Here is an 8,359-nt window from a genome sequence, read left to right as displayed (position 1 = left end):
TTGTCGCTGGAAGCGGAGAGTCTGGTCAGTCAGGTACTGGTGGCGAATGGCCAGCGGGTACATCAGGGGGAAGCGTTGCTGCGGGTAGCGCCTTCCATCAATGACCAGCTCCAGTTGCAGCAGGCGCAGATCGGCGTGCGCTTCGCCCTCACCGACCAGCAGCGCCTGGAATCCCTGCGCACCCGGCAACTGGCGACCAATGCTGAGGTGCAGACCGCGCAGCAAACCCTCGCCAAAGCGCAAGCCACCCTCCACGATCTACAGGCGCGTCTCAAGACCCTGCAAGCTGGTGTAGTGCGTGCGCCCATCAACGGCGTCGTCGAAACGGTATCTGTGCACCAGGGCGATCTGGTTCCCGCCGGTCAGCCTTTGCTGCGCCTCAGCACGGGCAACGCCCTGCGCATTGTGCTAGGTGTCGAACCGGAAGATCTGCCCCGCGTCAAAGTGGGCGACGCCGTGCAGCTCCGTCCCGTTTACGGCGATCAGTCCCCATTATCAGGCGAGATTCAGCAGATTTATTGGCAAGTCGATCCCAAGACACGCCTCGCCCAGGTGGTCGTCCCCATGCCCGCTACCCCCAGTCTGCTGCCTGGGGCCATGGTTCGTGCGGAGATCGTCCTGGGACGCCAGAAATCTCTGGCTATTCCCGACAGCGCTGTTTTGCAGCAAGGCGGCCGGTCCTATTGTTTTGTGGATGTCCGGGGTAAAGCGCAGCAGCGCTGGATTGAGACTGGCTGGCGCGAAGCGGGCTGGATTGCGGTCAGTAAGGGGTTGCAGGCCGGAGAGCCGGTGGTCAGCCTCGGCAATTATGAGTTACAGGATGGCATGGCCCTGCGCGTGCCGGCGAAATCCTGATGGGTGACTGGCTGCAGCGGCCCCGCCGTTCCCTGTTGTTCATGCTGCTGGTATTAGTGCTGGCGGGCTTGTTGGTGGCGTTGAAAATGCCCGTGGCCCTGTTCCCGGATATCATCTTTCCGCGCATCGTAGTCTCCGCAGACTCGGGCAATATGCCTATCGGGCAGACCCAGGTCGCCGTCACCCGCCCGCTGGAGCAGGCCTTGCGGGCGGTGCCGGGGGTTCAGCGTATTCGCTCCACCACGGCCCGGGGTGCGGCGGAGATTTCCGTGCAGTTTGCCTGGGGCACCGATATGACCTCGGCCTTGCTGCAGGCGGAATCGGCCGTCAACCGGGTACTTCCGAAGCTGCCGCCCAATACCCGCTTCAGCGCCCGGCGCATGGATCCGACAGTGTTCCCCATTCTCGGTCTCTCCCTGACTTCCGATCGCCTTGACCCGGTCGCCCTGCGCCATTATGCGTATTACGATTTGCGGCCCTTGCTGCTGGCTGTCCATGGGGTAGCTCAGGTGGATATTCAGGGCGGTGCGCAGGCGGAATACCAGGTGATTGTCGACCCCATGCGTCTGCAAAGCTACGGGCTCAGCCTCGCCGATGTCGAATCCGCTCTCGCTAACAGCAATATCATCACGGCCGTCGGCCGTCTCCAGCGCCATTACCGCCTTTACCAGATCCTCAGCGAAAGTCCCCTGAAAAATGCCCGGGATATCGGCCACACCATCCTCAAAACCGGCGCCGACGGCGTGGTGGATCTCAGTGATGTGGCGCAGATTCGCCCCGGCACCGTGCCCCAGTGGACCACCGTCACCGCCAACGGTAAGCCTGCGGTGCTGGTCAACATCAAGCAGCAGCTCGGCGCCAACACGGTGGCGATTGATCACGCCATCCGCGGCCTCCTGCGGAAAAATGTCGGCAGTATCCCGGTCGGGGTGAAAATCAGCACCTGGTATGACCAGAGCCAGTTGATCACAGCGGCCGCATCCAGTGTCCGGGATGCCATTTTTATCGGAGCCGCACTGGCCGCACTGGTGCTCCTCGCTTTCCTCCGCAATCTACGAATGACCTTCATCGTTGCCATCGTCCTGCCCAGTGTATTGCTGGCCAGTGTGGTGATTCTGTATGTGTTCCATCAGAGTTTTAACATTATGACCCTCGGCGGTATGGCGGCAGCGGTGGGGCTGGTGGTGGACGATGCGGTGGTCATGCTGGAACATATTATGCAGCGCATTTCCGAGCATCCCGGAGAACGCGTTTCAGTGCTCCATTCCGCGCTGGAAATGAGTAAGCCGCTGGCGGGTTCTTCGGCGGCGACGATCGTCATCTTCGCGCCCCTGGCCTTTTTGTCCGGGGTGACCGGGGCTTTTTTCCAGGCACTGGCCATCTCCATCTCCGCCGCGCTGATCATTTCCTTTTTGGTCGCCTATCTGGCGGTGCCCCTTCTGGCGGACGCCCTGCTGACCAGCCTGGATGCCGAAAGGGCCGAGCGGCCGGGTCGTCTCCTGGGCTGGACCAGTTTGCATTATGGCCAGGTGCTGGAGAAACTCTTGCGACGCCCCATACTGCTGGTGCCTGTTTTGTTCGCTTTTCTGGCCCTTGGGGGCTGGTCCTATACCCAGGTGGGCAGCGGTTTTATGCCCTCTATGGACGAGGGGGGCTTCGTCCTCGACTACAAGGCGGCCCCAGGCACATCCCTCGCCGAAACCGACCGTTTGCTGGGTCAAGTGCAGCAGATTCTGGCCAAGACACCGGAGGTGGCGAGCTATTCCCGGCGCACGGGTCTGCAACTGGGTGGCGGTATTACGGAGGCCAATACCGGAGACTTCTTTATTCGCTTGAAATCCCATCGCAGTCGCAATATCTGGCAGGTAATGCAGAATGTACGCGACAAAATTAACACGCAAGTGCCCGGTCTGCGGGTAGAAACCGGACAGTTGATGGAGGATCTGATCGGTGATCTTACCGCCGTACCGCAACCTATAGAAATCAAGGTGTTCGGTGCGAATCCCCGGACGCTGGAAAAAGTCGCAGGACAGGTGGCGCGCCGTATCGGGAAAGTATCGGGTGTGGCGGAGGTCTTTGACGGTGTGACCATTGCCGGGGACGCGGTGGATATTCATGTGGATCCGGTCAAGGCGGCGCTGGCGGGAATGACGCCGGGGCAGGTAACCGCGCAGTTACAGGGCCTGATGGAAGGCAGGGTGGTCAGCCTGATTCCCCAGGGGCAGGAGATGGTCGGGGTGCGGGTGCGTGCGCCCCATGATCTCTGGAATGAAATTCGCCGCCTGCGGCAATTACCCATCGTCGCGCCGGATGGCCATTATCTGGCCCTGGGACAGGTCGCGCGGATTCAGATCAAGGCCGGACAGGCGGAATTACAAGCCGAAAATCTGAAGCCGATGGTTGCCGTCACGGCACGCATCGAGGGGCGGGCCATGAGTACGGTTATGGGTGAGGTGGAAGCCCGGCTGGCGCATCTGTCCCTGCCGCAGGGTGTGTATCTGCAATACGGTGGCCTCTACCGGGAACAGCAGAAGGCCATGCACGAACTGGCGCTGGTCCTGCTCGCCGCCATTCTGCTGGTGGCGGTTCTGCTGCTCTTTCTCTATGAGCGCTTCACCATCGTTCTCAGCATTCTGGCGACGGCATTGCTCGCCCTCGGTAGTGTCTTTATCGGCCTCTGGATCACGGGAACGCAACGCAACATCACGGCGATGATCGGTATCACCATGATTGTCGGGATTGTTACCGAAACCGCTATTTTTTTCTTTGCCGAGGCGCAGAATAGCGACGTCGCTGAACTCGTCAGGGCGGGAAGGACGCGTCTGCGACCGGTTCTGATGACGGCCATTATCGCCATACTGGCCCTGATGCCCCTGGCACTGGGCCTGGGAGCCGGGGCGGAAATGCAGGCCCCCCTGGCCATCGCCATCATCTCCGGATTGCTGGCGGAGTTGCCCCTGGTTCTGGTCGTGATGCCGGGTATCTATGCCGCTCTGGAGGGCTTTAGCCGACGTATGGCGCGCTCGTCCGCGGAAAAGTCATAATAGCTTTGCTACGCTTTTACTGCGTTGATTGTTCAGCCCGACGGGCAACATGCTTCGGTGGACAGAAGCGATAACCAAAGCCGGGGATGGTCTCCAACCATCTGTGTGCCCCCGTATCCTCCAGTATCCTCCGTAATCGGTAAATTTTTACTACCAGCGTATTCGGTGCGATATATATCTTTTTCCCTTCCGCGAGGACTTGCAGAAGCTGCTGATAGGATATCGCCTGGTCAGGGTGTGTCACCATATATTCAAAGAGCCTGAAAAGCTGTTTTGGCAGATAAAGTTCCTGATCGGATATCGACACCCTGCGGGAACGGGGATCTAATTGAATCTGCAAGGGTAATTTTGACAGTTCCATGGGGTGGATAGTTATCTCGTCATCAAGCCTGCGGAGATGGGCCATCAGTAACCCTTCCCCGAGAGTCCACGGTATAAAGGCGACTGCACCGGCCTCAATCGCGGCGACCGCTATCGATCCGCTGTTTACTTCCGTACTATCTCCTATGACCAGAAAGGGTACTGACTTATGGGCGATATCCTGTATATTCTGGAGATAGTCGCGGTAGTTATCCAACCATCCATTGAGTATCACGTTTTTTACCTGTAAGCTCTTGTCTAGTCCATTTATATCACGAGTAGAATGAATCCGGTGAACGGAATATCCATTTCGTTCTAAGGCATATTCGATATCATATACTATTGTGCCAGTCGCCTCTGGTGAGACTAACAATATTTTCTGTTCCGCTCGATAATTATGTATAGAGGTTGGCATATGCAGCCATGCCAGGCCTTCCAGTAATGTCGTGTGGGCGTGTTGTAGATAAACGGCACCTAAGAGGATGCTAAACATTAGTATGACTCCATACTGATTATCGTTGGATTATTCATATTCATAATGATTGATCATCGGATCATGAAATTTTATTGCTGCAAGGCGATGCCCGACTATCCGCTACTACCGCATTATGGTAACTCTCGCACATGACACTATTGTGACAAATTTGTGACACTAAGGTGACGATTGCCAACAAATGAAGCGGGCACTGGTCGTTAAAGGAAAATAGATCGCATGGCGATCGCTGCGCTTGGGGGCCACAGGGCTGCCCATCCGGCCCTTTCAGCTTTATGATAGGAAGGAGGCAGAAGGAAACCACCATTTGAGCTATAGCGCCGAACAATTCACCGTCCTCAAGGGACTCGAACCCGTCAAGTTGCGTCCGGGCATGTATACCCGTACGACTTGCCCCACCCACATCATTCAGGAAGTGATCGACAACGCCGCCGATGAGGCCCTGGCCGGACAGGCGACGCGCATCGACGTGACGGTCTGTGGCGATGGTTCGGTGATCGTCGAGGACAATGGCCGCGGCATCCCGGTCGGCATCCCGCCCGGCGAGTCCCGCCCGGCGGCCGAGCTGGCCTTCACCACCCTGCACGCGGGCGGCAAGTTTGATAAGACGGATGTGGAGTCGGCCTACCGCTTTTCCGGCGGTCTCCATGGGGTAGGCGTGGCGGTCACCAATGCCCTGTCCCAGCGGGTGGAAGTCGAGATCAAAACCCGCGACCCCCAGGGATCGGGGAATGGTCGCTATCGCCTGGTGTTTGCGCAGGGGGACGTGAGCGAAGCGCTGACCCGGCTGGAAGACTGCGGCCCGCGCACCCATGGCACGCGGGTTCAGGTATGGCCGGACGGGCAGTATTTCGACTCGGCCAAAATCAATATCCGCGAGCTCACCCATCTCCTGCGCGCCAAGGCCATTCTCCTCCCTGGCCTGCAAGTGAGCCTCACCCTCCCGGAGCAGGAACCCGTCGTCTGGAAATATAGCGAAGGTCTGGCGGAATACCTCGCGGAAATCGTCGCTGATCTCGAACTGGCCACGCCGATTTTTGCGGGAGCCTCCTATCAGGACGGGGACAGTAACGGTTTCGCGAAAGGGGAGGGTGCGGGCTGGGCGCTCTGTTGGATTAACGGCGCCGCCCCTAACCCGGAAACTTACGTCAATCTGATCCCGACGCTGGACGGCGGTACCCACGAGTCGGGCTTTCGGGCCGGGGTTTTTGAGGCTGTGCGCAGTTTTATGGAGCACCACAGCCTCGTCCCCGCCAAGCTCAAACTGGTACAGGATGATGTTGCCGGTAAGATGGCGCTGGTGCTGTCGGCTCGCGTGCTCGATCCGCAGTTTCAGGGGCAGACCAAAGACAAGCTCACCAGCCGCGACGCCCATAAGCTGATGGCGCAGACCGTGCGTGATCCGCTGGAACTCTGGCTCAACAGTCATCCGGATGCGGGGAAGGCGATCGCAGATCTGGCGATCCAGAACGCCCAGGCCCGTACCCGCGCCGCGCAAAAAATCGAGCGTAAGAAGGGTTCCGGTCTGGCGACACTTCCCGGCAAGCTGACGGATTGTGAAAGTGAGGATATTCAGCGCAATGAGTTGTTTCTGGTCGAAGGGGACTCTGCCGGCGGTTCGGCCAAAGCGGCGCGCGATAAGGAATATCAGGCCTTGCTGCCGTTGCGCGGCAAAGTGCTCAACACCTGGGAAGTGGATGCGGACCAGATCTTCAAAAACCAGGAAGTCCACAATATGGCGGTGGCCCTGGGCATCGAGGCCCACAGTTTTCAGGCGGACCCGGATCGGGTGCTGGCCGGGCTGCGCTACGGCAAAATCATGATCCTGTCCGATGCCGATGTGGATGGTAGCCATATTCAGGTGCTGATCCTGACCCTGTTCCTGCGGCACTTCCCGGCGCTGTTGCAGCGCGGCCATGTGTTCGTGGTCAAGCCGCCTTTATACCGGGTGGATACCACCTGGCGCGGCAAGGCCCGTAAAATCTACTGTGAGGCCGAGGCGGAGCGTGACGCGGCGGTGGATCGTCTGCGCACCGAAGGCGTCAAGGAAAGTGCCATCTCGGTGCAGCGTTTCAAGGGCTTGGGTGAGATGAATCCGGATCAGCTCTGGGAAACCTCCATGTGCCCCGATACCCGTTCCCTGGTCCCGCTGTCCATGGCGGCTGATGATCAGGCGGCACTGCATACCCGCTTCAGCCTGCTGATGGCCAAACAGTCCGCTGGCGGGCGTCGCGAATGGATGGAGCGGGACGGCTGGACGGCAGATATTGATATTTAAGGCGAGGAGTTTCAAGTATGGCTAACACCCGGGATCTTTTTGATCTCATCGGTAATGAGCGCTCCCCGGAAACCGGGGCGGTCACCGGAAACGCTCCGGCGCTGGTGTCAGCCGAAGCGGTGCAGGAAGTCGCTGCATTATCCGCTGCCGCGCCCGCATCACCGCCTCCGCCATCCGGGGATGGTGCCCCGGACTCTAGCGAACCTCCGGAGCCGCCGCTCGCGGAATATGCCGCGCGTGCTTACCTTGCCTACGCCATGAGTGTGGTAACCGGGCGGGCGATTCCGGCGCTGGCTGATGGCCAGAAACCGGTGCAACGGCGGATTCTCTATGCCATGCGCGATATGGGGCTGCAACGCTCCCCTAAGCATGTCAAGTCCGCCCGGGTGGTGGGCGAGGTGATCGGCAAGTGGCACCCCCACGGCGACACTTCGGTATATGATGCCATGGTGCGTATGGCCCAGCACTTCACCTTGCGCTACCCGGTGGTGGATGGGCAGGGCAATTTCGGGTCTCTGGACGGCGACTCGGCCGCTGCCATGCGCTACACCGAGGCCAATCTGACCCCCATTTCCGAGCTGCTGCTGGCAGAAATGGACGAGGGCACGGTCGATTTTCGTAGCAACTATGACGGTACGCTGGAAGAACCCGTCACCTTGCCCGCCCGGTTGCCCTTCCTACTGATGAACGGCGCCTCCGGCATCGCGGTCGGCATGGCTACGGAGATTCCGCCCCACAATTTGCGCGAACTGGCGCAGGTCTGTGCGGAGTTGGTCTTGCGCCCGGACATGGCCGATGACGAAATACTGCAGCAGATTCCCGGCCCCGACTTCCCTGGCGGTGGCCAGATTATTTCGACGCCCGGGCAAATCCGCGAGGCCTATCTGTCGGGGCGCGGCAGCATCCGGGTGCGTGCCCGCTGGGAGGTCGAAAAGCTGGCGCGCGGGGAGTGGCGCATCGCGGTACAGCAACTGCCGCCGGGGGTGTCCACCGCACAAATCCTCTCGGAGATAGAAGCCCTTTCCAACCCGCAAGCCAAAGGGGAAGGCAAAAAAAGGGCGCTTACCCCGGAGCAGCAGACGACAAAAAACGCCATGCTGTCCCAGATGGATACCGTGCGCGACGAGTCGGGCAAGGCCCATGCCGTGCGGATCGTCATCGAGCCGCGCTCGCGCAACCAGGACCCGCAGAGTCTGATGACCTACCTGTTGGCCCGCACCTCGCTGGAGTCCAACCAGTCGGTGAATCTCACGGTGCTGGATCTGGATGGCAAAGCACCGTGTATGCCGCTCACCCGGATATTACGGCAGTGGGTGCGCTATCGGGTGA

The 8,359-nt window shown here is 59.6% G+C and carries 5 protein-coding genes; 4 read left to right on the top strand and 1 reads right to left on the bottom strand.

The window, feature by feature from the left end; all coding sequences use genetic code 11:
• Positions 1-855, top strand: an 855-nt coding sequence (locus tag M7F93_RS03650) for an efflux RND transporter periplasmic adaptor subunit (protein WP_298169250.1), incomplete at its 5' end; no start/stop codon positions are given.
• Positions 855-3,899, top strand: coding sequence for an efflux RND transporter permease subunit (locus M7F93_RS03645; RefSeq protein ID WP_298169248.1), 3,045 nt, complete (start codon positions 855-857; stop codon positions 3,897-3,899). The genes M7F93_RS03650 and M7F93_RS03645, both read left to right, overlap by 1 nt.
• Positions 3,900-3,915: 16 nt before the next feature.
• Here the strand turns inward: M7F93_RS03645 and M7F93_RS03640 are convergent, their stop codons facing one another.
• Positions 3,916-4,752 (bottom strand): winged helix-turn-helix transcriptional regulator, encoded by an 837-nt coding sequence (locus M7F93_RS03640; RefSeq protein ID WP_298169245.1) that lies wholly within the window; start codon positions 4,750-4,752, stop codon positions 3,916-3,918.
• Positions 4,753-5,059: 307 nt separating this feature from the next.
• Between M7F93_RS03640 and M7F93_RS03635 the strand changes: the two genes are divergently transcribed.
• The gene (locus M7F93_RS03635; RefSeq protein ID WP_298169242.1) at positions 5,060-7,030 is read left to right on the top strand and encodes a DNA topoisomerase IV subunit B; all 1,971 of its coding nucleotides are present in this window, start codon (positions 5,060-5,062) and stop codon (positions 7,028-7,030) included.
• Positions 7,031-7,047: 17 nt separating this feature from the next.
• Positions 7,048-8,359 (top strand): DNA gyrase subunit A (locus tag M7F93_RS03630; RefSeq protein ID WP_298169239.1); only part of this gene is annotated, 1,312 nt, incomplete at its 3' end.

Source organism: Acidithiobacillus sp., assembly GCF_027322205.1.
GTDB lineage: Bacteria > Pseudomonadota > Gammaproteobacteria > Acidithiobacillales > Acidithiobacillaceae > Acidithiobacillus.
This window is presented reverse-complemented; position numbering and strand designations above follow the sequence as displayed.